The organism is Anaerolineae bacterium (assembly GCA_016931895.1).
Classification (GTDB): Bacteria; Chloroflexota; Anaerolineae; order 4572-78; family J111; genus JAFGNV01.
Genome location: JAFGDY010000150.1, coordinates 1 through 25181, shown reverse-complemented (window position 1 = coordinate 25181; position 25181 = coordinate 1). Strand labels below are relative to the sequence as shown.

Sequence of the window (25181 nt, the reverse complement as noted above, 5' to 3'; positions counted from 1 at the left end):
GCCACTTTATTGATACGCTGTGGGATATCTACGAACTGAATTCTGACCTTCAGAGCTGCCTGGGTGGCTTTGACAGGTTATCGTGTTATATGCTGCCGGTCAGTGCGGGTTTTCTGGCTCTACCCTTTGCTACTGGCGGTGGTTCTCTCGATAACATCGTTCGGCAGGCGGATGGGGTCGGTGGGGGTGGACTTGGAGCAAGGTCGAGAAGCGCATTGGCGATTGATGACCCGCTTGTTCGCCGAATGAGGAGTAGTGGGTGGAATGAGGCTGAGATTAGTTATTACAAGCTACTTCAAGAACGTGGAGAGAATGCAAGATCTTTGTATTGTTATGATGCAGCTTTAATGCGTATGGGTGGGCTTGTTACCCCAGTAGATCGTGCTAACGTTGAAGGGTTACTTAAATCTATGAGATTAAAGTCCGACGTTCTAGAAGGATATCCGGCTTTTAGGAAGGTTGGTTACTTTGGGATCGACCAAACAGAGGCTATAATGGGAACTTTGAAACCTCGTGATCTTCTACTATTTGGAGACACCTTGCATGTGAATCGAGTTCTGGATGTTGAAGGTGGTATAACGTTCTTGGACAAGTGGGGGAGTGGGGCCTTGACAGTTAAATCTTGGGGAGAGGTCAAACAATTACCTTTAATGATGAGAGGAAAGGGACATTCTGTAGATGACTTTGGGTATGTTTTGATATATCGACCACAATAATTTCTGGAGTATAAAGATGGTAAAAAAACAAAAAAGACTATTTCTGCTGGAGTATTGTGATCTGGGTCATCGTATTGAAACAGGCATCTTTGAGACTGTAGGCTTTGAAGTTGAATGGGATGTATGGAATAGACACGTTTCAGGTAATGAATTTTTGGAAATAGTATTGCCTCGAATTGAAAAATGGCGGCCAGATGTAATCGTATTTTATTTCTCCATGTCATACTATTCGACATCTCTTGAGGAGGAACCACAGGAGTGGATAGAAGCATGTAAACACATTCGAGTAAATCCTAACTTGCAACATACTAAAATAGCGGCATTTCTTGGTCCTCAAACGAACACATCATTGCAGAGAACAACCTGGTCAAAGCGATATGATTTCTACACTCACGATCCCCTGCGAGTTGTAGAACATGTCAGAATAATCAAGCATTTGGTAGGAGAAGACATTAGAGGTTTTGAAGGTGTTAATGGTTATCTTTTAGAGAGAGGCGATTGGAAAATCCAACCCTATTTTCTTGGACAACCATGTAAAAAGAATAAATCACAACCTGATGCTGAAGGAAATTTCTTAGAGCAATATCCAGTTATGACACATTTATTGACTGTTAGTCAGGAAGGTAAATATGTATGGGGAGAACCTATACAATCTGGAATATCGACTTGCATCGTCTATGCAATTAGGTCATTAGAAGTTTGGCAAGAGGAAGGCTTGAGTATTGAGGAGATAGAACGGCTCACTATATTAGCAGATAAGTCCCCCTCCGATTGTCAACTTCTTATTGGGGTAAATGACCTATTTCTGAAAATTGAACCAAAAGTTATCACTCAGATACTGACGCAAGTTCAACAAGTTGGAGGATGGCAGGTGTTTATCAATGAACACTTATGGTTTGAGAGATTTTGCTTTCCCCACTTATTTGAAGCAATTGTATATCAAAAGGCCAACTTTGGTTTTTTTAAAGCTCCCTATGTATTATGAGAGCGTGGTGGTTTTTGTTGTTGAAAACCCATAGGTCGAGTTTCGTTTCCTCAACCCAACTTCTCTTTCCCCACCCCAACATGACCTGCCCTCAATTGAAACCATCCACCAAGGCGACCACCTCTACGCCGCAGACCCGGAAACCGGTAACACCGGCTACTTTGAGGCGGTCAACATCTACAGATGTGGGAATACTTCCTGACGCTCCGGCGTCCAGTTCGTAGGATGGGTTGAGGTGACGAAACCCATCTTACTTCTTCATTGACACCCTGCTCGACGCGGTAGACCTGCTGGGCAACATCCAGAACTGCCTGGGGGATGCGGATGCGCTAAGTTGTTATATGGTGCCGGTCAGCGCGGCGGCGATGGTTATCCCCGGCGTGACCACCGGCGGCCTGGGGGATGATGCGGTCAAGGCGGCAGCGCGGGGGGCGGATGATGAATTTGTAACTTTTTATCATGGCACGGGAGTGACTTTTGAAGGAGAAAATCGTGTGGCAAAACATTTTGAAGAAGGGAAAATTATTGAAGACTTTGGGACCGGTGATTTTCATAACGCATTCTATATGGCGCGGCCACAAGATGAGGGAATCTACTGGGCTCTTGATCGATACGACAATCCGCATTTAATAAAAATTGATATCCCTAAGACCCAATTCGATCGTCTTAAAGGAGTAAATATACATCCTTTTGAATATCAACATGGTTATAGAAATACAACTGAACGTACTCTTGGAGGTATTTTATCACGAGCTGAGATAGATGCGAAATATGGATTAGCCGGTGCTGATTATCTATATGGGCCAGCGACCTTTATAGAGTATATACAGTATGCATTCAAGAGCCCCTTAGCGTTTGAAGTACTGAATAGTTCTCCTAGAACGATTTACAGAGTCTTGGGCAACAACGAGATTCAATTCATAAAACGGATAGATCCCCGGTAAGTGATCAAGAGAAACTAATGGATGAAAAAACAGTATCTGAATTAATTCATGAACTTCAGACAGTTCCCCTGGAATCTGAATTTGTCTATGCCAAGTTACTTCAATGTCGTCAGGCAATAGAATGGGCTAAACAGTTACAAAGATGGGATCTGGTGATTGAGATTGCCAGTGTATGTTCTTACAATACTAAGGATTTAAATAGCTTTTCTGGAAGCAATAAATCACAGTGTGAGATATTTACAGAAGAAGAAAGGAGAAACTTCTGCCAGCAACTACGAGTATTAGCCGCAGAAGGTCTAACAGCAGCCAGACAAGAAGGAAATCAGAATAGAGAGTTCGGATTCTTAATAGCTCTTGTGCGACTATCGGATTGCTTAGACGACTTTGACAAATCTCTAAATTACCTTAGAGAACTAAGGTCTATTCCACGAAAAAGCAATTTGGTCGTTGGCGAGAAGGCATTGCAGATTGGACATAAAGCAAATTCTGTAGGGGACTATTTGGCCGCTAGAAACCTCTATCAGTTTTGCCTGGACATAGTAGTAAACGAAGTAGGCAACAAGGGGGGTGAAGCTAATATATTAGACTTTATGGCGGCCAATGAATTTGATGCAGGCAATTTCAGCCTAGCTGAAGAGTTAAGTGACAGAGTCCAGCAGATAAGAAGACAACAAAAAAACAAGGATATTCCCCTCACAAACCGTTGATAATTCAGCTCTTTCTACTTTGACATAACCGAAGCCAGTGAGTAGGTCGGGTTGAGGCAACGAAACCCGGCCTTTTCCACGTTCCAACGGGGGAATGCCGCCCAAACGCTCCACGTTTCAGGGAGCAGCTTCGTCAAGGAGGGCTCGCTGAGAAAAGCAACCCGCCCTGCATATTGTCACAAAACCAACGGCGTGCTCTGGTCAGGGAACGCCGTTGGGGTTTAGAACAGCGGATCACTCGGATGGACGGATTTTGCTCCGCTCATCTGCGCGGTCTTTATTTTTCCGCCCCCCTTCGGTTTCGCTTCCTTCGACTCCGCTCCCCAAATTGTTCTTCTGATCGTCCAACAGTCCAGCCTACCCCGGCTGCGGAGGCCCAGGTACGGCGGCTTTTTGGAGCGTTGAGCCAATCGCCAAAAACAACAACGGGCACGAAGTGTTCTCGTGCCCTTTGGCCTCTGGAGAGCCTGGCAAGATGTCTTAGAAGTGGTGAGCATCTTTTGCCCAGAGAAAGCGGTGATTCAATCGCTTGTTGTTTGCGCCGGCTGCTGCTGGAAAGCAAGAATCTCTTCGTACAGATGAGCCAGCGTTTCGTCGGCAAACTCCCGGTCACGCCAATCCAGGTAGTTCCCCTGTCCGGCGTGCCAACTGGCCCAAAAACGGGCCACTTTGGTGGGATTAAGATGCTGCAAAAGAATTTGGGCCACTTCTCGCATGATTTCTGCTTCGGCGATTACCTGCACAGTCATGGTTCATTCTCCTACAATTCGTACTAATTCGGTTGGATTGCACACAATCAATTCAGTGCCCTGCTGCAAACGCCGGTAACGGTTGATGAAACGGTCATCACAAGTCACAAAGTAATCGGCCTTGACCGTTTCGGCACAGGCTATATGCAAGGCATCAAGCGGCTTTAGTCCATCCTGCTCCAGGGTATCGGCTCGTTGCCGTATTTCTTCATTGACCAATTGGCGGTCGGCGGCAAAGGCTGCCACTCTGTTGACCCAGGCTCGTCGCAGTTGATGGGGATTGCGACTGTTTTCGTAATCAACCACCGCTGAGGTAACGAGGGTAGCAATATTGTTCTCTATCATTTGCAGGATAACAGAGAAGGCCAGGGTTTCCAACCAGATGCGAGGTTGAGTTTGGTCATCGAAGGGCCTGTTGTAAACACTTGTGTCCAAATAGATGCGCAGGCTCACTTTTTTCGTCTCCAATTAAGATGATAATGATAAAGAGCAGGAAAGTCAAAGGAGACGCAGTTGTTTTATGAGCAAAGTTCGATGTCAAAATTTGAGGGTTGGATGGCGACCTGGCCATGGATGACGCGGGCAAGGTGATCGTGGTCTGGGTGGATAATTACGAGGCTTGGGGCGACAATCGCAAACCTCGCCCGCGCACGGTCACTATCCCGGCCGATGCGCCGTCGCCGCAAGTGACCAAACACTACTACGCCAACGGCCAACGAATTGCCACCCGCGTGGATGATGACCTGTACTATGTGTTGGGCGACCACCTCGGCTCGACCAGCCTGGTGGTGGACGACAGCGGCGCGGAAGTAGGCCACGTGATCTACGACGCCTACGGCCAGGTGGTGGAGAATACCCTGCCGGAGGGCCTGACCGACTGGCTATTTACAGGCTACGACTGGGACAATTGGCCTGTACGACGCCCGGCAATTAACAAATTGACGCCCGTTTCTACGACCCCCACCTGGGCCAGTTCACCCAACCCGACAGCCTGGTGTCCCAGCCGGGCAACCCCATTGCGGCGGTAGCCTTCAACATCCTGGCCCAGTGAGTATGTCGGGTTGAGGCAACGAAACCCGACTTTTTATTTCCACCCCCAATATCCATCTTCATAAAACGGCTCCACCGGCCTGGTAGTAAATGAAAACGGCGCGGAGGTTTGAATTTAGGCCGGGCCTTAGTACTGGCCAGGTGTACGACCGGGCGGCACCGGCCGATATAGTGCTCCAGAAAAGTTTTTGCCGCTGAAACAGGTAACTAAGAAATCAACTCCGGCGACAAATGGTCAACCCGATTCAGATACCGCAGCCCCAAACGCCCCTCTTCCCGAAAATCAAGGCGAGTGATGGCGGTGTTGTAATGATGATACCAGAGATGGCGGCCAGGCAATTGGTTAAAAAGGGCCTTTAAAAGCGCATCAATGAAACCACCATGCGAAACCAGGGCAATTCGTTCGTCACCGTTACTTTCAACCCACTCGCGCAGTTGACCGGCCACTTTGATGGCGCGGCCCTGGCAGGCAGGCCAATCTTCGTAGCCGTTATGCCACCAGCCATGCTCGGTGATTTCCTCCGGCAGGCGGTAATGGGGAAAATCGGCCAGAATTTCGGAGCGGGTCAGGCCGGGATACCCCACCCGCACTCCCTCCTCATGGTCCAGGTAAATACCGCCCTTTTCGTGAATGTCAAGCCACACTTCAGGCACCATGCCTAAGGCTTCGGCAATGGGCCAGGCCGTTTGTAAGGCGCGTTTCATGGGGCTGCAATACAGTTTGGTCAGGCCAAAGCCGCATCGCTGCGGGCTATAGGTGGCCTCCACAGAACCGTTTTTTGACAGTTCCGGGGTAAGGCCGTTGGTCAGGTGTTGGGCCACAACTTGGGCCTGGCGCCGGCCCAATTCGGTTAAAAGAGGATCACATACCCTATCCTGGATGTTGGTTAAAGCGTTATTGGTGGATTGTCCGTGGCGAATGAGATAAAGTTCCATTTTATCACCTATCTTTTTGATTAATCGTTATCCGTTTCTAAAAAACCGGCACCTGTGCAGTAGCCGCACAGGGAAGGGGGGTAATGGGGGGAACTACCCCCTAAACTCCCCGCCTCTTCGGGGAATTATTCGACCTATTGCACAGGTCGAAAAACCGGCGGCAAAAAAAGACACAAAGCAAAACCATTACTTTGCGTCTTTGCATTCCGCCACTTTGGGTTGAAAATAGGTTATAATCTACTCTTCGGGTTCGGGCTGAGTGGAAACGGCCACAAGGCTTTCAATAACGGGCGCTTCTTCCTTTGGCGCTAACGGCTGTTTGGACAATAACACGTAAGGCTCCAGATCCATCAGGCGGCGATAAAGATAACTGCCCAATACCCGTATGGTGGCAATGGTTGGCGCGGCCAAAAGCAAGCCCAACGCCCCGCCCACCGCGGCCCCGGCAATGATGCCCACAATAATCAGGGCCGGAGGCAAACGCAGCCGGTGGCCGATAATGCGCGGCACCAGGTAGTTGGTGTCAATTTGCCACATCAAAAAATAAAAGCCGGCCACCAACAGGGCAAAGGCCCACGGCGGCAACGGCAGCCAGCTAGACCCCTGGAAGTAGGCAAAGATAACGCCCACAAAACCAGAAATACTGTAGCCCCAGTTGGGGATCAACTCTAACAGGGCAGCCACAATGCCCAATAGCACTGCGCTTTGAATACCCAACAAGGCCGTTCCTACCCCAATGACGATGCCCACAATAATGGCCAGGGTTACCTGGCCCACAAAATAAGCCTTCCAAACCCCGTCCATCTCGTGACGAAGTTGTCTGAATTCTTCTACATAATCCGGCGGCAGCCAGCTATCCACCCACTCTATAAAACGGTTGGCGTCTAGCAAAAAATAGAAGCCTACCACAAAAATAAAAATGGCCCAGATAAAACCGCCGGCAATATCCACCGCCAAATTAGCCGCCCAGGAAGCTATGGGTGATAAGGCCTGGTCCAGGCTGCCGGTAACCGGCTCAATCAGTAAACTCAGATTGCCTCTCACATTGCCTATAGCAATTTGATAATCCATTGCTTCATTTATTTGACTGCCCAGTTGGTGCATGTCAACATTTAAAGCTCTGATCTGGGCCACCATCACGGGCGTGCCAATGGTGGGAATGAGGGCCAAAATAAAGAGAAAAATGAGATAAACAATGGCAGCGGCCAGGCCGCGTTTGAGCGGGGTTCGGGCGGTGAGCCAGTTGACCACCGGGTTGAGAATATAGCCAATGATAACCGCCACCACCAGCGGGGCCAGCACAATGCTGAACCGCCATACCGCCGCCCCAATCAAAATGAGGCATATTATCAGGATAACCCACTTGGTAGCGGGAGTCCATTTGGGCGTTGCCGACAAGGATTCCTCCATATCAAAAAACAAGCCAGCGAATCAGCCAATGATAACTCACCGACTTTCTAATTCGCTGACTCGTTGAACAGGCTAACTGTTATTTTACAAAACCGGCCTGGTTGGGGGGCCAGTAAGAGAACCAGGCCCGGCCCACCACGTCCTTTAAGGAAACGGTGCCAAAACTACGCGAGTCGTTAGACGAATTCCGGTTATCTCCCAAAACAAAAATATGCAAGGGGGGAATGGTAGTGGGGCCAAAACGGCCGGGGGTGTCGGCGGCCAAATAAGGCTCGGTTAAAGATTGCCCATTGACAAAAACGTGGCCCTGACGAATTTCTACCATATCGCCCGGCAAACCAATCACCCGTTTAATGAGCAATTCGTCTCCCTGGGTAGCCAGGCGGATCACCACCACATCGCCGCGTTGGGGGCCGTTGAAGCCAAAGTACTGGCGCAGGAAGGGATTGTAAGATAGTTTTTCCACAATCAAACGCTGGTCGGTGTGCAGGTTCGGCTCCATACTCTGGCCGTACACCCGGGTGGCCTGGGCCAGAAACAGGTTGATCAACAGGGCAATCAACACCGCCGGGACAATGGTTTCCAGAACTTCGCGCGCCAAATGCAGCCCCCTTTTTAAAAAGGATGGTTTGGGCTGGGGTTCCGGTTCCCAGGAATTATCTGCACCAAATTGGCCGGGATACATAGAGCTATTCCTCCATCATTCAAGGACAATGGTAAACTAATTATTAGTAACGCCGGCGCTGGCCACTGCCTCCACCGCGACGATTTTTGTCGCCGCCGCCACCCCCCCGGCGGTCTCTACTGCCGCCGCCACTGCGCTGGCCGCTGGGCCGGCGGTCATTCTGGCGCGCTTCTTCCAATGACCAACCTTCTAACACGGCTTGCCGGGAAAGGCGGATTTTTCCTTCGCCGTCAATGTCGGTCACCATGACCATGATTTCGTCACCTAATTGTACCACATCTTCCACAGAAGGCACGCGATAATCGGCCAATTGGGAAATGGGCACCAGGCCATCCACGCCGGGCAAAATTTCCACAAACGCGCCAAAACCGGCGGTGCGGACCACTTTGCCGGTGTAGATTTTGCCAATCTCGGCTTCTTCGGTCAGCGCCTCAATGCGGGCAACAGCCAGTTCCCCGGCCTCGCGGTTAGAAGCGGCAATGTACACGGTGCCGTCATCTTCAATGTCAATTTTTACCTCCAGTTCTTCCTGGATGGCGCGAATGACTTTGCCGCCGGGGCCAATTATCTTGCCGATTTTATCGGGGTCAACGTGCATGGTTTCAATGGTGGGCGCGTAAAGCGAGAGGCTGTCGCGCGGTTCGGCCAGGGTTTGGCTCATTTCCCCCAGAATATGGAACCGGCCTTCTTTGGCCTGGGCCAGGGCCTGTTCCATAATGTCCCAGCGCAGGCCGGTTGTTTTTATATCCATTTGCAGGGCCGTAATGCCCTGGCTCGTGCCGGCCACTTTAAAGTCCATATCCCCCAGGGCGTCTTCTATGCCCTGGATGTCGGTTAACACCACAAATTGGTCGTTCTCCTGCACCAGGCCCATGGCCACGCCGGCCACAGGCGCTTTGATAGGCACGCCCGCGTCCATCAGGCTCAGGGTGCTGCCGCACACGCTGGCCATAGAGGAAGAGCCGTTGGAACTCAATACTTCCGATACCAGGCGCAGGGTGTAAGGGAATACATCGGCCTCGGGCAGCATGGGCAGTAAAGCGCGTTCGGCCAGAGCGCCGTGCCCAATTTCTCGCCGGCCGGGCGACCCCATGCGGCCTGTTTCGCCGGTAGAGAACGGGGGGAAATTATAGTGATGGATGTATCGCTTAAATTCTTTAGGCCCCAGGGTGTCCAGCCGTTGCTCGTCGCGCGGCGTGCCCAGGGTGGTAATGGTTAAAACCTGGGTTTCGCCCCGGGTAAAGAGGCCGGAGCCATGCGTGCGGGGCAAAATGCCTACATCGCACCAGATGGGCCGAACCGTTTTGGTATCGCGGCCGTCGGGCCGCAGAGATTGATTTAAAATACGCGCGCGCACCACTTTTTTAAGCGCATTGCTGTAAACGGCATGCACGTCTTTGCTGTCTACGGTTTCGTCGGCCTCAAAATGGGCCGCCAGCTCGTCGCGCACGGCGTTTATGGCGGCCTCGCGTTCTTCTTTGTCGCCTTGCACGTTCAGGGCCGTTTCTATCTTGCCCCCCTCCAGCCAGGCCATTACTTTTTGCACAGTTTCGGCAGGCGGCTCGGCCGTGATCAATTCGCGTTTGGGTTTGCCTACCTGGGCCTGCATTTCTTTTTGCACGCGAATAACATCTTGAATTTCGGCGTGGGCCAAACGCAGCGCCTCCAGCATGGTTTCTTCGGAAACTTCGTTGGCCCCGGCCTCAACCATTAAAATGGCGTCTGCCGTGCCGGCCACGCGCAGGTCAAGTTCGCTGCCGGCCATTTCGCCGGTGGAGGGGTTGGTTAAAAATTGGCCGTCTTTCAGGCCAATCCGTATGGCCCCTACCGGGCCGGGCCAGGGAATATCGGAGATCATCAGGGCCGCGCTGGCGCTGTTGATGGCTAAGATATCCAGGTGTTTTTCACCGTCAGAGGAAAGGGCGGTGATAACGATCTGGACTTCGTTACGGCAGTTGTTATCAAAAAGGGGCCGTAGCGGGCGGTCGGTCAACCGGCACGTTAGAATGGCCTCTTCACTGGGACGTCCTTCGCGCCTGAAGAAACTGCCGGGGATACGCCCGGCGGCGTATAATTTTTCCTCAAATTCTACGCTGAGGGGGAAAAAGTCTATGCCTTCGCGGGCGTTTTTGGAAGCGGTGGCTGCCGTTAGCAAAATGCTATCGCCCGAACGGACGACGACTGCGCCGCCGGCCTGACCGGCCAGCATGCCGGTTTCAAAAATAATTTCATCGTTGCCCAGTTTGGCAACAAAACGTTGAGCTTGTGATTTTAACATTGGTTATATAACCTCCTTGAGTTTAACTCTCCCGGAGGTCAGGAACTGGAGAAAAACACATAACCAATGAACGTGGTTCATTGACTGCGTGGCTTTCGCCAATACCTGGTCTCCATGGAGAGCGCTTATGAGTTAATCAAATCCTTTCTTAAATTATAATTATAAAACAAACGAGTAGGCGACCACTGCCTCTACTCGTTTGCATATTTATCAACATTCAATTGACATATTGGTTGGTCTTATTTACGCAGGCCGAGTCGCTCGATGACGGATTGGTATTGAGCGGGGTCTTTATGTTTGAGATATTCTTGATGGCGCCGGCGTTGGCCCACCAACTTTAGCAAACCCCGGCGAGAGTTGTTATCGTGTTTGTGAACCCGCAGGTGTTCCTGAAGTTGATTAATGCGGGTGGTCAACAGCGCAATTTGCACCATAGACGACCCCGTATCTTTTTCATTGATTTGAAATTCTTGGATTATTTCCTGTTTTTCTTCTGTTGAAAGAGACATCGAATACTTTACTCCTTATCTGTCGGGCGATGCGCCGGCGCTTGTCGCCAGGCCCAAGCCTCTAGATGTCGTGATAGAATGTTATTTTTATACCTTTACTTTGAACCCGGCAAAGATAACGGGTTAAAGCAAACTTGCCAACTAAAAGATTATATCATGACGAGGGTCGAAGAGCAAAATCACGTCTCTTGAACCGGCTTGCTCCTTTTTTTACTCTCAACTACAATGAAACCCTCGCCCGTTGATGAAAGAATTAATTGTTGTCTCGATTGACTTATGTTAAAATAGCGTTGACCTATCTGATGCTTCAGCGTAAGGAGATTGATAATGGCAGACAATGATGTTTTTATCAGTTATCGCCGTAAAGATTCCGAGTTTGTGCAACAGTTACACCAGGAGTTGACCAAGCGGGGCCTCTCGGCCTGGTTTGACCGGGAAAGTATTGAGGTGGCCGACCATTGGCGAACGTCCATTGCCGAGGGGATTCGGGATTGTAAAGTGTTTGTGCTGGTCTTATCGCCCGACGCGGTGGAATCGGTTAATATCCGCAAAGAGGTGGACCTGGCCGAAAGCCACGGCAAGCGTATTATTCCTTTGCTGTGGCGCCAAACCGAGATCCCCGTAGCCTTTGAATATGCCCTGGCCGGAATCCAATGGATTGATTTTAAAGAAACCGCCTCTCCGGAAAATTTTGACCAGTTGGCCGATGTGATTAAGCGACTCATCGGCGGGGCGACGATGGATGAGGCGGCCAAGGGCAAGGAAGTGGCCACAGAGTCCCCTATTCCGCCCCTTCCCCAGGCCGAAACGGTTACACCCGCCCCCGGCAAGTTGATTGGCCTGAAGAAAAAGCCTACGGTTAGCCCAATGGCGTTAGGCGGCGCGATTATTTCCAGTGTCGTCACTACCTTTGGCCTGGATGTAGAAACCCAGGATTTGGTCAACAAAGAGTTAAAATGGCTCTTCAGCGCCTCGGACCTCTTTCTCAAAATTCGGCGGGGCGAGGCTGCCCGCACCCAGGCTGTTTCGACGCCGATTCCAGAAACGGCGCAACAAACCAACGCCACCAATCAACTGCCAAGTACCCTTGATGATTTTGATCTGCAAATCTGGGAAGGGCAAATAGAGTCCGGCTTTAAGCGGATTGATACCTACCTTAAGAATTTGAAAATCCTGCTCGACCAGGAAGCGTTCAAAGGGGAAGCGGGCAAAGCTGACGTGTATTTACAGAATCAAATTAAAGCGTCGCGGGTGGAGATTGTCAAGATTTTGCAAGAAATGGCCCAACTAATGAACCAGGCTTATGGTATCTTGATCACCAGTCCCAATGAACTGTATGATTTCCTAAAATAATACCCCCCCACCAATGAGAGGAGACACCCGCAATGAACGTCATCATCCCCCTGGCCGGGTTTGGCACTCGCCTGCGCCCGCATACTTATACCCGGCCCAAACCTCTGATCAACGTGGCCGGCAAACCGGTGCTGGGCCATATCCTGGATAAGCTCCAGGATTTGGCCATTGACGAGATTGTTTTTGTGGTGGGCTACCTGGGCAACCAGGTTCAGGCTTATGTGGATGAATATTATGATTTCAAAACCCACTATGTTGAACAAAAGGAGCTATTAGGCCAGGCGCATGCCATCTACCTGGCCAAAGATTTGCTTGAAGGGCCAACGATTATCCTGTTTGTGGACACCCTGTTTGAGGCGAATTTGAGCCGCCTGTCGAGTGAAACCGGCGACGGCGTCATTTACGTTAAAGAAGTGCCCGATCCGCGCCGCTTTGGCGTAACGCTGGTCAACGAAGCCGGCCATATCACCCGCCTCATTGAAAAGCCCAGCAGTATGAAAGATAATCTGGCCGTGATAGGGCTTTATTATGTTAAAGAGATTCAACGGTTGATGGCGGCCATTAAAACACTGATGGACAAAAATATGCAAACCAAAGGCGAGTTTTACCTGGCCGATGCCTTACAACTGATGATTGACGACGGGGCAGTGCTAAAACCCGAACCGGTCCAGGTATGGCTGGATTGCGGCAAACCGGAAACCGTGTTAGAAACAAATCGTTACTTGTTGGAACACAATATGGATAACAGCCGCGAGGTAACCAGTCTCAACTCGATCATTTTGCCGCCGGTGCATATTGACCCGTCGGTCAAAATAAAAAATTCTATCATTGGCCCCTACGTGACCGTTGCGGCCAAATGCGAAATTGAAGATAGCATTATCCGCGATTCGATTGTGGATGAAGAAACCTACATCAAAGACGCGATGCTCCAGGAGTCGCTCATTGGCCGCAAGGTTGACCTGATTGGCCGTTATCGCCAGCTAAATCTGGGCGACTCGGCGCAAATCAGTTTTTTATAAACAAGTCCGTCAGTCTTGCCCATTTGGGTAATGGTTACATATTAACTGATGGCGGTGGAGTCACAAAGCTAGCTTTGCGACTCCATCAGTCACCATTTAACCACTACCCCCATTTGTTATTTCCCAGGGAGATCAAAGATGATCGTTGGCATACCAAAAGAAATCAAAGACAACGAATACCGGGTATCCATGACGCCCGGCGGAGTGCATCAATTGGTTGAGGCTGGCCATACGGTTCTGGTTGAGGCTGGGGCCGGGGAGGGCAGTTTCTTTCCTGATGAGGATTTTCAGGAGGCCGGGGCCAAGCTTGCCCCCGCCGCGGAGGTCTGGAATCGGGCCAATTTGGTGGTAAAAGTCAAGGAACCGCTGCCTGATGAGTATAAATATCTACGCCCCGACTTGTTGCTTTTCACCTACCTCCACTTGGCGGCCGGTGAAGAACTGACCCGCGCGCTGGCCCAGAGCGGAGTTACGGGCATTGCCTATGAAACGGTAGAATTGCCCAGCGGCGCGCTGCCCCTGCTCACGCCCATGAGCGAAGTGGCCGGGCGGATGTCGGTGCAGGTGGGGGCGCAGTACCTGGAACGCCATGAAGGCGGGCGCGGCAAATTGCTGGGTGGTATTCCGGGGGTGCGGCCGGCCAACGTGATCATTTTGGGCGGCGGCGTGGTTAGGGACGCACGCGGCCCAGGTGGCGCTAGGCATGGGGGCCAGCGTAACGATGATGGACATTAATTTGGAGTGCCTGCGTACGCTCAGCGAATTATTGCACGGCAATTTTGTCACCTGGGTGGCCAATCCCTTGAACGTGGGCCGGGCCGTGCGCCGGGCCGACCTGGTGATTGGGGCCGTGTTGGTCAAAGGGGCCAAAGCCCCCAAGGTGGTGACCCGCGACATGGTGGCCCTGATGAAGCCGGGCAGTGTGATTGTGGACGTGGCCGTAGACCAGGGCGGTTGTGTGGAAACCAGCCATTCCACCACCCACTCCCGGCCCGTTTTTCTGGTTGACGGGGTGGTCCATTATTGTGTAGCCAATATGCCGGGCGCTGTGCCGCGCACCAGCACGCACGGCCTATCGAATGCCACCCTGCCCTATGTGCTCAAACTGGCCAACCTGGGATTTAAAGAGGCAGTTAAAACGGATCAGGCCCTGGCCAAAGGCGTCAACGTTTATCAAGGTAACATTACCTACCAGGCCGTGGCCGAGGCGTTTGACATGCCGTATACGCCGCTCATGTTTGATTGATAAGGATTCACTCTATGCGCTCATTCATTTCAAATCGCGTCCAACAAGTTCCCCCCTCCGGTATCCGCCGCTTTTTTGATATTGCGGCCACCATGGACGACGTGATTTCATTGGGCATTGGCGAGCCGGATTTTGTGACGCCTGAAGCCATTATTGAAGCTGGCATTGCCTCGCTGCGGGCGGGACACACGCACTATACTTCCAATAACGGCACTATTGAACTACGCGCCGCCATCTCAAAACATTTGCAAAAACTTTACGGCGTTGAATACGACCCCGCCCTGGAATTACTCATTACCATTGGCGTATCCGAAGCCATGTACCTGGCCCTCACCGCCATTCTCAATCCCGGCGATGAAGTGATTGTGCCCCAACCCTGTTTTGTGTCTTATGCCGCCGAGGTAAGTTTGGCCGGGGGCATGCCGGTGCCTATTGCCACCCGCGTTGAAAATAATTTTCAGGTAACGGCGGAAGAAGTTGAATCCGCCATTACCCGCCATACTAAAGCTCTGCTCATTGGCTATCCCAATAATCCCACCGGCGCGGTGCTGGAACGGCCCACCCTGGAGGCCATTGCTCGCGTGGCCCAGGCGCACGACATTTTGGTTATTTCTGATGAAATCTACGACCGGCTGGTGTACAACATTGAGCATGTCTGTTTTGCCTCGCTGCCGGAAATGTGGGAACGCACCATTTTGCTGGGCGGTTTTTCCAAGGCCTATGCCATGACCGGCTGGCGACTGGGCTACGTTGCCGCCCCCCCCGAAATTTTAGGCGCGATGAAAAAAATCCACCAGTACACCGTAATGTCCGCGCCCACCATGGCCCAGGATGCAGCCATGGTGGCCCTGGAACAGGGCGAAGAAGCAATTGAAGAAATGCGCCAGCGTTACGACCGCCGCCGCCGTTTGATTGTGGACGGCCTCAACAGCATTGGCCTGAAATGTTTTGAGCCGCGCGGCGCGTTTTACGCTTTTCCCTCGGTGCGCGGCTCCGGCATGGACGACGCCGAATTTGCCGAACGGCTGCTGGACGAAGAGCGCGTGGCCGTAATCCCGGGCCGGGCTTTTGGCATTGGCGGGGCGGGTTACGTGCGTTGTTCTTACGCCACCTCTTACGAGAAGATTGAAAAGGCCCTGGAGCGGATGGCCAATTTTGTCCGCAAGTTTGGGTAGCCATAAAAAACGGAGCAACTCTTGAGTTCCACCAACACTTCTCCAACTCCCCCAGGCGTTTCTGCCTCAGCCTCAAGTGTTTCATCTCTGCCAGCCTGTCTCTGGCAGCCAAACCTGATTGTTTTTATTTCTAGCGCCTGCATTATGATTCTGGAACTGGTGGCCGGCCGGATTGTGGCCCCCTACGTGGGAGTGTCGTTATACACCTGGACCACCATTATTGGCATTGTGCTGGCCGGTATCAGCCTGGGAAACTACGGCGGCGGGCGACTGGCCGACCGTTGGGCCTCTCTGCCCTTTTTGGGCGGTATTTTCCTTGTGGCCGGTCTTTCTTGTTTTGGCGTTCTTCTGGCCGATCAATGGAGTGATCTCCTGCTGGGCCAATCCATCATCATTAATATCCTGGTGCTGACCACCGTGTTGTTCTTTCTGCCCTGTGTCATTTTGGGAACGGTGTCGCCCATTGTGGCCAAACTGGCCGTGCGAGACCTGTCTAAAACCGGCAGCGTGGTGGGCAAAATTTACGCATTCGGCGCGCTGGGCAGTATTGTGGGCACGTTTGCCACCGGTTTTGTGCTCATCTCCTGGTTTGGCACCTACCCCATTGTGTGGGGCGTGGCCGTGCTGCTTTTGGTGATGGGTTTACTTTTGGGTTGGGGAAACCGCTGGCGACTCTTCCTCATCGCCCTGCTCATGATTGCGGCTGGATCGGCGCTGCTCTTTAACCAGGGGGGGGTGGGCAGCCCCTGCACTCGCGAAACCAATTACTTTTGTATCAAAGTACAAGAAGAAAAACGAGACAATGAGACCGTGCGGGTGTTGATTTTAGACCGGCTGGTGCATAGTTACACCTCTTTGGATAACCCCACCAAACTGGTTTACAGCTACGAGAAAATGTACGCCGAGATCACGGCCTACCAGGCCCAACACCATACGCCGTTGCGCGCCCTTTTTATTGGCGGGGGCGGCTACACCTTCCCCCGTTATATGGAGGCCCTTTATCCTGATAGCCGGCTTGACGTGATTGAGATTGATCCCGGCGTCACCCAAATTGCGCATGATTTGCTGGGTTTGAGCCGGGAGACGAACATTGTCACCTACAACCAGGACGCGCGTTTGTTCTTGGCCAAAAAACCCACCCCAACCTACTACCTCATTATGGGCGATGCCTTTAACGACTTTTCCGTGCCCTATCACCTCACCACCCAGGAGTTCAACCAGAATGTCCGGGGCTGGCTGGCCGACGGCGGCCTGTACGTGGTCAACATTATTGACGGGGTGCAGGGCAATTTTTTGCGGGCTTACACCCACACCTTGCGGCAAACCTTTGCCTACGTTTACCTGGCCCCCACGCTGCGCGCGTGGCGCGAATCGCCGCGTTGTACCTACGTGTTAATTGCCGGTGACACCCCCTTGAACCTGGCTACCCTGAAAAACATTGACGCGGGCGATGGCGAAGCCCTGTTGGCCCGCCAAATGCTCGCCGCCCCAGAACTTGAAGCTGTGCTGAACGCCGGGCGCGTGGTCAAACTCACCGACGAATACGCGCCGGTGGACCAACTGCTGGCCCCGGTGGTGCGAGGCGAAGAAAACTAATAACCCTGAAAAGCTGTCTGAAAAGCATGTCATTTCGAGGCCATAGGTCGAGAAATCCCTGGAATCTCGCTGAAAAACTTCACGCGTAGGGATTTCTCGCTACGCTCGAAATGACATGTTAGGCTTTTTAGACAGGCTCTGAAGCCTGCCGGCTCAATGGCTTGCCCCGCTGGGTGAAGGTGGCCGGGCAGACGAGCCTTTGTCCAAATGGCTCTTTGGTCTCTCCGGCCCGGCAGGGGGACAGGCATGGTCCTCAAGGCGCACAATGGTCGGAAAAAATAGGGGGCCGGTACCCATGACCGTAATGCCGGTTAGCACAAACCAAAACTCCACGCCAAAAGTATCTGCGGTGGGACCGGCCAGCAAGAGGCCCAGCGGAGCCAGCCCCTGGGCTGCACTCGTCAACAGCGAAAATACCCGTCCTTGTATCTCCGGCGGGATAATGGCATGAGCGATACTCTCCTCTAAACCAATGACCTCTGCCGGCGCGGGTCAGCGCGGCCCCGATGATTTTAGGCATTAATTACATTGAAAAACTGCCAACAATGTGTTAGACTAATACCAGAAAATACTCGCCGGAGAAGGGAGAAGATTCTGACTATGGCTAACCAACCCGCTTCCATCAAGCTGATAATGCAAACCGGCCCTCAACCGGGCCAGGAGATTGTTATTCAGGACCGGCCCCAGATTATTGGCCGGGGTTCCGGCAGCAGCATTGTTATTCCCGATAAAACACTATCCCGCCGGCACGCCAGAATTTGGGCCACGCCCGATGGCGTGGCGGTTGAAGACCTGGGTTCCACCAACGGCATGTTTATCAATGAGCAGCGGGTATCGGGGTCTCAATGGCTGCGGCCCGGCGATACGCTCCGCCTGGGTGATATTACCTTTAACCTGCAAGTTGATCAGCCCGGCCAGGGCAGCATCGAGACAATGGTCCCGGGCACAGTCCGCGCTCCCGCCGGTTCAGACCACACCATGGTGCCCGCCGCTCCTGCTGCCCCGTTTGCCCCGCCCGTTTACGCGCCGCCGGTACAACCAGGCCCCAATCCGTGGATTTGGGTGGGCCTGGCCGTGATTATTGCCACCCTGATTGTGGGCGGCGCGTTGGGCTACCTTTACTATTCTCGAGTATACCAACCCGAGGCCACGGCCCAGGCCGTGCTATCGCCAACCTTGGAGCCTACTCAGATGCCGACTGCTACGCCAATACCCACCCAAACCCCAACCCCCACCTCAATTCCCGAACAGACGCCCACCCCCACGCTGTCGCCAACCCCTGCGCCCATCCAGGTGCCCGGCATCCCGGCGGCCGGAGCCAACGAACGCCAACCGCCCCCGGATATCAGCAGCAAGATTAGCCCTTTTTGCAACCGCGAAGTTGAAGTGAAGGCCAACGAGCCGGTGCTGATTGCCTGGCAGCGCCGCGTGGCCGACGACGGCGAAACCGATTACCTGGCCCAATGGCTGGAGGCCGCTTATTTTGACCTGCGCCTGGATGGCCGCCCTGTCACCGATTTGGGCGCCCTTAATTATTACCGCGACGAATCTTGTGCCGAGAACGGACTGTGCGGCCCCACGCTCAATTGGTGGGTCAATATTGGCCTGTTGGAAACCGGCTCGCACCATCTTTCGCTGGAACTGTATACCGACCGGGAAATCTCCAACGGCCTGGACGTGGACCCGGCCGACGGCCGGCCGGACCTCTTTGGCCCCGGCCCGGCCGGCGAAGGTTTCTGCGACATTGTGGTTGCGCCGGCGGCTACCCCCCTGGTCGAAGTCACCCCTACCCCCATCCCCACCCCCAAAACCGATCCCGGCCAAACCCAGGATACCGCCGCGCCCCTGGGTATTTTCCAGGACTTTGAAAGAGAAAGTACCTGGAAACGTGGCGACCAACCCTACGGCCAATTCACCCGCTCCTCCGCCCAGGTTCACAGCGGTAGTTACGCCGGGCAGCTCTCTTACAACTTCCCTACCGCCAATAATGATTACGTGGTCTTTCTGCAAAGTCGCGCCCTGGCCGGACGGCCCAACGCCATCTCGGCCTGGGTGTATGGGGATGGGGCCGGACATTTTTTGAACATCTGGATCAAAGACGCCAACGGCCAGACTTGGCAGATGAGTTTTGGCCAGGTTAAACACACCGGCTGGCAGGAGATGACGGCCTTTTTGGACCCCGGCCACCCCTGGCCCAGCGCCCACATCAGCGGGCCTAATAACGGGGCCATTGATTACCCCATCAGTTTTCAGGCTCTGGTGCTGGACGACGGCAGCGACACCTATAGCGGCAGCGGCACTATTTACATTGACGATTTGAACAGCCAGGAAGGCGCCGCCGCCCCGCCCCCCCAAGTTTCTGCGCCAACCCCCGCCGCGCCCAGTAGCCAGGCTCCGGCCAATAGCGGCATTTATGAATTACGGATAGGCAATCAACATCGGTACGAAGAGCCGTGGGGCGCGCCTAAAAGTGGTGATCCCTGTGAGGCTGCCCGAACCAAAAACTGGGATGACAAACATCCAGATTACCGGGGCTTCAATGTCGAGTTATTGTTGACCAACAATTCAGCCGTTAAAGTGCAGGATAACTGGGGGGAAAACATGAGGTTCTTTACCTCCAGTGGACAAGAAGTAGTGGCCTGTTATTACGTCTACGACGCCTCACCGGAGGGTCCAGTTCCCGGCGGCACAAGTTCTGTGACCTTTTTCACCGTGGTACCCAAAGGTCAATTTGTGCAAGTGATGCAGCTTAACCTCAATGGCCAATTTATGCAGCTTTGTCTGGATGGCCGGGGCGGGTGGTCGGCTTGTAACTAGCAAGGTAGCAAGGTAGCAAGGTAGCAAAGTAGTAAGGTAGCAAGGTAGCAAAGTGGCAAGGTAGCAAAGTAGCAAGATAGCAGCAATAGGTTTGAGACTCTGTTACTCTGCTACTCTGTTACTCTGCTACTCTGCTACTCTGCTACTCTGTTACCCTGCCATCCTGTTACTCTGCTACCCTGCTACCGATTACTTATTGATTTAAGGAGAAGCCAATGAGCAATCAATCCTCCCAAATGACCCTAACGGTTCAGGCTGGCCCCCAGGTAGGCCAGGTGTTCCCCCTGGTGAGCGGCGCGCAAACCATTGGCCGCGTGCCCGGCAACCAGATTGTCATCAATCATCCCACCATCTCCCGGCAGCACGCCCAGATTACGGTGCAGCCGGAGGGGGTCTGGATTCAGGATTTGGGTTCGTCCAACGGCACGTTTGTCAACGGCCAGCCTATTACCACTTCTACCTGGCTCAAACCGGGCGATACCGTGCAGGTGGGAACCGCGGTGGTGCTGGGGGTGCAAGCGGCAGGCATGCCGGTGGCGCAGCCCGGCCAGGCCCGGCCGGCTGCGCGGGGAGGAGGCGCAGGCATTTGGGTTGCGGCGATTGTGATTTTATTATTGATTTTGGTGGCAGCGGGAGCAGGAGCCGCCTGGTACTTCTGGCCGCAACCGCCGGCGGAAAGCGAGGCCGTAACGCAAGCGCCGCCGCCCGGCCCTAACGTGGTGATTTATGAACCGGCTCCCAATGCGGAAGTTCAACTCAACGAGCCGCTGCTCATCCACGCCAGCGCCCGCGATACCGCCAAAGTGAGCCGGGCCGAGTTGTGGGTGGGTGGGCAGTTAGTAGCCACCCAACAGAGCGACCTACCCGAAGGGTTAAATCCCTTCACCTTTGCCCCGGTTTGGGCCCCTTCCTGGACCGGAGAAAATATCTTGTTGGTGCGAGCCTACAGCACCGATGGCCGGGTGGGTGAGTCGAATTTGTTGCTGCTCAACGTGGTTGCCTCCCCGGACAGCAGCGACGCGCCCAGAACGCGCGTGATTCAAGAAGGGGAGACCCTGGCCGACATTGGCCAGAACGAAGACGTGCCCGTTGAACAGATTATTGACCTGAACCCCGGCCTGGAAGAGGTGGTTGACCTGACCGTGGCCGAGCCGGAAGCGCAGCCGTTGCCGCCCGGCGAGGTGATTGTTTTGCCGCCCGCCCCGCCCGGCCAGGGGCCGGCCATGATTCCGCCGGCCGCGCCCTTTCCGCCACCCGCGCCCCCTCCCCCGCCCGCGCAGTTGGTGCTCATTCCCGCCGGTTGCGACGTTCACCTGCATTGGGCCGCCGTGCCGGGCAGCGCGGGCTACCGCATTTATCGGTCGCAACGGGTGGGGGCCAATTTCTTTGGCGGTTTTCTCAACCAGGTTGGGCCGGGACAAACCAGCTACGCCGACCCTGCCGGAAACGGCGATTGGTGGTATGCGGTGGCGGTTTTGGATGCGGCCAACCGGGAAATCGGGTTTACCGGATACAGGCAGGTGGTGCTGAACAACTGTTTGAACCCGGGGCCGGCCCAGCAGGTGGCTTTGGAACTGCTGGAGTTTATCCCCGCCGGCAAAGACATCCGGTGCAGCCTGGGGGCCGGGCCGCCGGGAGCCAAAGTTAAACAGCAGAACGTTAAACTGGTGGAGGGGCAGGAATTGCTGCGTTTCCCGGCCCGGTTCGACGGCCCGGTGAGCGTGAGGTTTGAGTGCGTGGATTGGGGCCTGCTGCCGCCGCAGATATTTGGCAGCCACGAAAAGAAGTTTTACGCCCACGACGTGCAGAATAACCAGGTGATTTACCGGGGGGTGGGCTACTCGCTTTTGGGCGGGGCCTTTGAAGTAAAGTATCGCCTCTGCCTGGCCCCCTGCCCGCCGGTAGATAAAAACGCCCCGGTCACCACCGGCGCTCCAGAAACGCCGGCCCCGCCCCCGGGCGCTTTTCCGCCGCCCACCAACCTGGCCTGGCAAGATGACCCCGCCAACCCCAATCAGGTGATTTTAACCTGGGATTGGACGCCGCCAGCGGGAGTTGATCCCACTACGGTCAACTTCCGGGTGGCTCATTTGCAGCAGGGCACCAGCCTGGCCGGCCAGGCCTGGCAAAGCGGCGGTTTGCTGACTATGTGGCAGCCGCAAAAACAGGCCATCTTGTCAAAACAAACCTTGTTGAACAATGTCAGTTGTAAGCATGCCTCATCGGTGATCGTGCAGGTGTTGGGTCCGGCGGGCGAGCGCTCGGAAAGCGAACTCTTTGCCTACCAGCAACTGCCCTGCCCGGCCAAAGTGACCGTTAACTTCCGCACGCTCAGGGTGTGGAATTTGCAAGACGGTCTGCCCGGCGATACCACAATGGAGGTCAACAAAGCCATCTTTTTTGTTAACCAGGAACGGCAAGAAGTGAACCTGGGTGCATTGACAGACGGCACGCACAACCTGGCCGGGCCATTGCTCACAGTGGATCTGAACGAAAAGGACGACGTAAATATCATGGCCCAACTCTTTGACGACGAGGTTGAGGGCACGGCCAATCCCATGAAAGTGATCTGGTGTTTCCCCAAAACCGTTGTCCCGGCCACCCGCTGGGTGGGCGGCAACGTGGTGCAGGAAACCATGCGCCCGTCCGCCGCCTTTATTGACGAGCGCAATCGGGTCAATCCGCCCGTCCGCGCCGATTGTGAGCTGGAAGTGACTATTGAGGCGGCCAAATAATGAACATGGCAAAGTGAATAGTTACCTTAACTTAAATGGATTACATATAGATGTCCAGAAAAATTCCTTCCCAAAAAACAGGGTAGCAGGTAGCAAGGTAGCAGATAAAAAGTTTGCTACTCTGCTACCTTGCTACCTGTTTCAACGGCAAAAACTTTTCTGGAGCACTATACTACGCAACACGCACTACGTATGGCGTTGAGTACTTTTCCATCACGCTCTAGCCTTAGTGGAGGTTAGTCAAAATGAGTCTAAAACGTATCTTGAGCATCGGGTTATTGGTGGCAGCAGTGGCTATTGCCGGCCGGATGGCCGCAGCCAAGGGCTTAACCTGGCTCCAGCCCCCGCCGCCCATTGAGTTGGGGTCGCCGGAGGCGTGGCTGGTGTGGCCGCCGGACGGCCAGGAATTCACCCTGGACGAGTTGAGCCAGCAGGATAATCGCCTTAAGGTGGTTGCCCAGGCTTTTGACCCCAACGACGCCCGCATCCAGGAGTTTCAGTTTTTTGTCAACGGCAACCAGCAGGCCGGGTTCAGGCCGGTGGGCGATACCGGCGAAACCGGCTTCCTGGTCAGCGCCCAAACCTTCTGGACCGTTGACCCGCTTCAACCGGGCGACTACCTGGTGGAAGTGCGGGCGATCAACCAGCGCGGCGCCTCCAGCGAACCGGCCACCGCCCGTATCTCCATTGTGGGTGGGGAGGTGGAGCTGTCCCTTTCCGCCGACAAGACCACGGTTAAGTACGGCGAGTGCACCACCCTGCACTGGAGCGTGCAGAACGCCCGCGAAGGCAGCGTAAAGTTAAACGGCGAGAGCGTGCCGGTTGAGGGCGAGCGCAAGGTTTGCCCCCAACAGCCCAGCAATGCCTATCGCCTGACCGCCGCCTCGCTTGCGGGCGAACCGGCCGAGCGAGAAGTCACCTTGAGCGTGCCCGCTACCCCCGAACCCCCGCCGGGGGTGGACATTGTTTTTGAGGCCGATAAAAGCGGCTACCAAAAGTTTGGCGACTGCATTACCCTGAACTGGGCGGTTAAAAACGCCCAGGCCGTGCAACTGGACGGGGAAGCGGTGGGCCTGACCGGCAGCCAGCAGGTTTGCCCCACCGAACCCTCCAACGTGTACCGGCTCACCGTAGAGTCGCTGGAGGGAGAAACCGTTGAGCGCAGCATTGTGGTCAACATCCCGGCCACCCCCACCCCCACGCCGACCGCTACCCCCGTGCCACAGGCGCCGGCCATCAACTTTACCGCCGACCAGTACACCCTGAACCAGGGCAGTTGCACCACCCTGCGCTGGACGGTCAACAATGCCCATACCGTGCGTTTGGATGGAGCAACAGTGGCCGCCCAGGGCAGCCAGCAGGTTTGCCCCGCCGCCTCCACCAACACCTATACCCTGACCGCCACCGGAGGAGGGGGCACGGTGCAGAGTACGGTGACGATCAATGTTTCCGCACCCCAGCCGCAACCCCAACCCCAACCCCAACCGCAGCCCCAGCCACAGCCACAACCCAGCGGGCCGGCGGAATACAGTATCACCGCCAGTCCCAACCCGGCCGGCGAGTGTACCACTTTAAGTTGGTACATTCAAGGGGTGCAAGCCGCTTACCTGGATGGCGGGCAGTTCCACGAACATGGCGTAACCGGGCCTTCGGGCCAGACCCAGGCTTGCGACTCCGGGAGCGTGACCTACGTGTTGATTGTCATTTTGCCCAACGGCAGCAGCGATTCCCGCAGTGTAACCGTGAGCTTTTCCGAGGAGAGCAGCGGGGGGTATCCCCCCTCGGCCAGCCTGTCGTTTGACGGCACCTACGTGCATTGGGGCGTGGACAACGCCGCCGAAGCCTACCTGGACTGCTACGGCTCCGGCGGAGGGCACATTGCCGGCGGCCAATTGCCCACCATGCACGGGTATGATCTTCCCCCCTCCTGCTCCAGCCTCTGTGTCCTGCGGGCCGTTGGCCACGACGGCACGGTGGTCAAACAATCGGTTGAGGTGTGGGGAACGTCGTATTCAGAATGCGACTACTAATACCCTGAAATCGGGCCTGGCCCAATTTTTAGGCCATGACTATTCACCTTGCCATGTCACTCTGAGACCGTCATTCTGAGGCCAGAGGCCGAAGAATCTCCATGCGGCATTGGTTTGTTTCGTTTTTGGTATGCGGCATGGAGATTCTTCGCTTGTTCCTCGCTCAGAGCAACTGTGATTTAATTTTATCAAAAACGACGCACATCAAGCCGGCGACCAGGCTTGTCGGGTGCGAACCATT

The 25181-nt window shown here is 54.2% G+C and carries 20 protein-coding genes and 1 pseudogene; 13 read left to right on the top strand and 8 right to left on the bottom strand.

What is annotated here, in order from left to right; all coding sequences use genetic code 11:
- From JW953_11490 to JW953_11475, 4 genes are all read left to right on the top strand, one after another.
- On the top strand, positions 1–716 hold a 716-nt coding region (locus tag JW953_11490; protein ID MBN1993313.1), incomplete at its 5' end, for a hypothetical protein.
- A 16-nt stretch (positions 717–732) separates the two neighbouring features.
- On the top strand, positions 733–1701 hold the full coding sequence (locus tag JW953_11485) for a hypothetical protein (protein ID MBN1993312.1): 969 nt from the start codon (positions 733–735) through the stop codon (positions 1699–1701).
- Between the two features lie 341 nt (positions 1702–2042).
- Entirely contained in the window at positions 2043–2645 is a 603-nt protein-coding gene (locus JW953_11480) for a hypothetical protein (GenBank protein ID MBN1993311.1), read from the top strand.
- A 17-nt stretch (positions 2646–2662) separates the two neighbouring features.
- Positions 2663–3352, top strand: coding sequence for a hypothetical protein (locus tag JW953_11475; GenBank protein MBN1993310.1), 690 nt, complete (start codon positions 2663–2665; stop codon positions 3350–3352).
- A 521-nt stretch (positions 3353–3873) separates the two neighbouring features.
- On the opposite strand, the gene JW953_11470 is transcribed toward JW953_11475, so the two are convergent.
- Together JW953_11470 and JW953_11465 are read right to left on the bottom strand one after the other, a co-directional pair.
- The gene (locus tag JW953_11470) at positions 3874–4101 is read right to left on the bottom strand and encodes a hypothetical protein (protein ID MBN1993309.1); all 228 of its coding nucleotides are present in this window, start codon (positions 4099–4101) and stop codon (positions 3874–3876) included.
- A 3-nt stretch (positions 4102–4104) separates the two neighbouring features.
- Positions 4105–4548, bottom strand: coding sequence for a PIN domain-containing protein (locus JW953_11465; GenBank protein ID MBN1993308.1), 444 nt, complete (start codon positions 4546–4548; stop codon positions 4105–4107).
- Between the two features lie 122 nt (positions 4549–4670).
- Here JW953_11465 and JW953_11460 point away from each other — a divergent pair, with 122 nt between their 5' ends.
- The gene (locus JW953_11460; protein ID MBN1993307.1) at positions 4671–5129 is read left to right on the top strand and encodes a hypothetical protein; all 459 of its coding nucleotides are present in this window, start codon (positions 4671–4673) and stop codon (positions 5127–5129) included.
- Positions 5130–5358: 229 nt separating this feature from the next.
- Here JW953_11460 and JW953_11455 read toward each other — a convergent pair whose 3' ends face one another.
- The 5 genes from JW953_11455 to rpsO all read right to left on the bottom strand — a co-directional run bounded on the left by JW953_11455 (position 5359) and on the right by rpsO (position 10969).
- The gene (locus JW953_11455) at positions 5359–6087 is read right to left on the bottom strand and encodes a histidine phosphatase family protein (protein ID MBN1993306.1); all 729 of its coding nucleotides are present in this window, start codon (positions 6085–6087) and stop codon (positions 5359–5361) included.
- 237 nt (positions 6088–6324) lie between these two features.
- A complete protein-coding gene (locus tag JW953_11450; GenBank protein MBN1993305.1) occupies positions 6325–7485 on the bottom strand; it encodes an AI-2E family transporter in 1161 nt (386 codons plus the stop codon).
- Between the two features lie 91 nt (positions 7486–7576).
- Positions 7577–8182: a signal peptidase I gene (gene lepB, locus JW953_11445; protein ID MBN1993304.1), complete on the bottom strand. Its 606-nt coding sequence runs from the start codon at positions 8180–8182 to the stop codon at positions 7577–7579.
- Positions 8183–8225: 43 nt separating this feature from the next.
- Complete coding sequence (gene pnp / locus JW953_11440; protein ID MBN1993303.1) at positions 8226–10460, bottom strand: polyribonucleotide nucleotidyltransferase; 2235 nt, start codon at positions 10458–10460, stop codon at positions 8226–8228.
- A 239-nt stretch (positions 10461–10699) separates the two neighbouring features.
- Positions 10700–10969, bottom strand: coding sequence for a 30S ribosomal protein S15 (gene rpsO / locus JW953_11435; protein ID MBN1993302.1), 270 nt, complete (start codon positions 10967–10969; stop codon positions 10700–10702).
- Positions 10970–11296: 327 nt separating this feature from the next.
- Here rpsO and JW953_11430 point away from each other — a divergent pair, with 327 nt between their 5' ends.
- The 5 genes and pseudogenes from JW953_11430 to JW953_11410 all read left to right on the top strand — a co-directional run bounded on the left by JW953_11430 (position 11297) and on the right by JW953_11410 (position 17358).
- Positions 11297–12322 carry a toll/interleukin-1 receptor domain-containing protein gene (locus tag JW953_11430; GenBank protein MBN1993301.1) on the top strand — a complete coding sequence of 342 codons (1026 nt, stop codon included), beginning with the start codon at positions 11297–11299 and terminating at the stop codon, positions 12320–12322.
- Positions 12323–12354: 32 nt separating this feature from the next.
- Entirely contained in the window at positions 12355–13341 is a 987-nt protein-coding gene (locus JW953_11425) for an NTP transferase domain-containing protein (GenBank protein ID MBN1993300.1), read from the top strand.
- 138 nt (positions 13342–13479) lie between these two features.
- Positions 13480–14587 (top strand): annotated as a pseudogene (ald, locus tag JW953_11420) (alanine dehydrogenase).
- 14 nt (positions 14588–14601) lie between these two features.
- The gene (locus tag JW953_11415) at positions 14602–15762 is read left to right on the top strand and encodes an aminotransferase class I/II-fold pyridoxal phosphate-dependent enzyme (protein ID MBN1993299.1); all 1161 of its coding nucleotides are present in this window, start codon (positions 14602–14604) and stop codon (positions 15760–15762) included.
- Between the two features lie 21 nt (positions 15763–15783).
- Positions 15784–17358, top strand: a complete 1575-nt coding sequence (locus JW953_11410) for a fused MFS/spermidine synthase (protein MBN1993298.1) — start codon at positions 15784–15786, stop codon at positions 17356–17358.
- 153 nt (positions 17359–17511) lie between these two features.
- Here the strand turns inward: JW953_11410 and JW953_11405 are convergent, their stop codons facing one another.
- Positions 17512–17763, bottom strand: a complete 252-nt coding sequence (locus JW953_11405; GenBank protein ID MBN1993297.1) for a hypothetical protein — start codon at positions 17761–17763, stop codon at positions 17512–17514.
- 195 nt (positions 17764–17958) lie between these two features.
- Between JW953_11405 and JW953_11400 the strand changes: the two genes are divergently transcribed.
- From JW953_11400 to JW953_11390, 3 genes are all read left to right on the top strand, one after another.
- Positions 17959–20175 (top strand): FHA domain-containing protein, encoded by a 2217-nt coding sequence (locus tag JW953_11400; GenBank protein ID MBN1993296.1) that lies wholly within the window; start codon positions 17959–17961, stop codon positions 20173–20175.
- A gap of 215 nt (positions 20176–20390) precedes the next feature.
- On the top strand, positions 20391–22910 hold the full coding sequence (locus JW953_11395; GenBank protein MBN1993295.1) for an FHA domain-containing protein: 2520 nt from the start codon (positions 20391–20393) through the stop codon (positions 22908–22910).
- Positions 22911–23155: 245 nt separating this feature from the next.
- Positions 23156–24940, top strand: coding sequence for a hypothetical protein (locus JW953_11390; GenBank protein MBN1993294.1), 1785 nt, complete (start codon positions 23156–23158; stop codon positions 24938–24940).
- Positions 24941–25181 lie beyond the last annotated feature (241 nt).